This window comes from Pseudomonas sp. JUb52, assembly GCF_004341115.1.
GTDB lineage: Bacteria > Pseudomonadota > Gammaproteobacteria > Pseudomonadales > Pseudomonadaceae > Chryseomonas > Chryseomonas oryzihabitans.
Map to the genome: position 1 here is coordinate 1 of NZ_SLYS01000041.1, position 1,501 is coordinate 1,501.

Below are 1,501 nucleotides of genomic sequence, written 5' to 3' on the forward strand. Positions count from 1 at the left end.
GACGTCAGCGAGATTGCTTGGGGTTATATGGTCAAGTGAAGAAGCGCATACGGTGGATGCCTTGGCAGTCAGAGGCGATGAAAGACGTGATAGCCTGCGATAAGCTTCGGTGAGGTGGCAAATGACCTGTGACCCGGAGATCTCTGAATGGGGGAACCCACCTAGCATAAGCTAGGTATCTTAACCTGAATCCATAGGGTTAAGAGGCGAACCAGGGGAACTGAAACATCTAAGTACCCTGAGGAAAAGAAATCAACCGAGATTCCCTTAGTAGTGGCGAGCGAACGGGGACCAGCCCTTAAGTTGATTTGAGAGTAGCGGAACGCTCTGGAAAGTGCGGCCATAGTGGGTGATAGCCCTGTACGCGAAACGCTCTTATCAATGAAATCGAGTAGGACGGGGCACGAGAAACCCTGTCTGAATATGGGGGGACCATCCTCCAAGGCTAAATACTCCTGACTGACCGATAGTGAACCAGTACCGTGAGGGAAAGGCGAAAAGAACCCCGGAGAGGGGAGTGAAATAGAACCTGAAACCGTATGCGTACAAGCAGTGGGAGCCCACTTTGTTGGGTGACTGCGTACCTTTTGTATAATGGGTCAGCGACTTATTTTCAGTGGCGAGCTTAACCGAATAGGGGAGGCGTAGCGAAAGCGAGTCTTAATAGGGCGTCTAGTCGCTGGGAATAGACCCGAAACCGGGCGATCTATCCATGAGCAGGTTGAAGGTTAGGTAACACTGACTGGAGGACCGAACCCACTTCCGTTGAAAAGGCAGGGGATGACTTGTGGATCGGAGTGAAAGGCTAATCAAGCTCGGAGATAGCTGGTTCTCCTCGAAAGCTATTTAGGTAGCGCCTCATGTATCACTCTGGGGGGTAGAGCACTGTTTCGGCTAGGGGGTCATCCCGACTTACCAAACCGATGCAAACTCCGAATACCCAGAAGTGCCGAGCATGGGAGACACACGGCGGGTGCTAACGTCCGTCGTGAAAAGGGAAACAACCCAGACCGTCAGCTAAGGTCCCAAAGTCCTGGTTAAGTGGTAAACGATGTGGGAAGGCTTAGACAGCTAGGAGGTTGGCTTAGAAGCAGCCACCCTTTAAAGAAAGCGTAATAGCTCACTAGTCGAGTCGGCCTGCGCGGAAGATGTAACGGGGCTCAAACCAGGCACCGAAGCTACGGGTATCACCTCTGGTGATGCGGTAGAGGAGCGTTCTGTAAGCCTGTGAAGGTGAGTTGAGAAGCTTGCTGGAGGTATCAGAAGTGCGAATGCTGACATGAGTAACGACAATGCGAGTGAAAAACTCGCACGCCGAAAGACCAAGGGTTCCTGCGCAACGTTAATCGACGCAGGGTGAGTCGGTCCCTAAGGCGAGGCTGAAAGGCGTAGTCGATGGGAAACGGGTTAATATTCCCGTACTTCTAGTTACTGCGATGGGGGGACGGAGAAGGCTAGGCCAGCTTGGCGTTGGTTGTCCAAGTTTAAGGTGGTAGGCTGA

Annotated in this window: 1 rRNA gene; it reads left to right on the forward strand. The window is 52.4% G+C overall.

Annotated elements, in window-relative coordinates:
• Window positions 1-29 precede the first annotated feature (29 nt).
• Window positions 30-1,501, forward strand: a 23S ribosomal RNA gene (locus tag EC839_RS24055); the annotation flags it as partial.